The organism is Myxacorys almedinensis A, assembly GCF_010091945.1.
Lineage (GTDB): Bacteria > Cyanobacteriota > Cyanobacteriia > Leptolyngbyales > Leptolyngbyaceae > Myxacorys > Myxacorys almedinensis.
Map to the genome: position 1 here is coordinate 1 of NZ_WVIE01000070.1, position 718 is coordinate 718.

General features: G+C 47.5%; 1 protein-coding gene. It reads right to left on the reverse strand.

All coding sequences use genetic code 11. The annotated features are described in order from the left end of the window. Positions 1-128: 128 nt before the first annotated feature. On the reverse strand, positions 129-718 hold a 590-nt coding region (locus GS601_RS22680), incomplete at its 5' end, for a CPBP family intramembrane glutamic endopeptidase (RefSeq protein ID WP_238393466.1).

Here is a 718-nt window from a genome sequence, read left to right on the forward strand (position 1 = left end):
AAATAATAAAACTTTATAAGTAGTTAGAAGATCTTTCAGAGGGCTGAACGTTGCGGGTGACCTAACGACTAAGATAAGCGGCGGCAAGTAACCTCGAACTCAGTACCAAGATCTCTCAACCGTCCGCTTCATCGACTTGTTAGCTGGCGTTCATCAGTAGCTGGTTTGAGATCCAATTGATTGCGGAACCCAAAGACAACATACGGTACGGCTGCACACATTGCCATCCAACCAAGTGAGATCGTTAGGGAGGAGCCATCGGGAATCATGACCAGTTTGATTGCACCTTGCACAATCCAATGGATGAGTGCTGATGCCCAAATGGTGCGGCGATTGAGATCGTAGAAATAGCAAAACGGGAATGCCGTTGCCACAGCTAAAAGTGTTGAGGCTATAGCAATTATCCAATTCAGGGATGCAAATAGTAAGACATGTACCGCGACAAAGGGCAGTAGCGAGAGGAGTGCCGCGTGCCAAAATGTCCGTCCCTTTCGGAGGTGTCCAAACAGATAGCCTCGAAACAAGACTTCCTCTGCGATTCCTGCTTGGGCAAACAAACCTAACGATATCCCAATCCAGTTATCGCGCAAGGTTAGTTTGGCTCCTGTTACCACTGAAAAAGCTGGATAGAACGCTAAAAGCATCACACCAATGAAGATCGCAACCAGCATTGTGCGCAGACTAGGACATCCCAAGCCTAGCGATCGTATTGCATCTA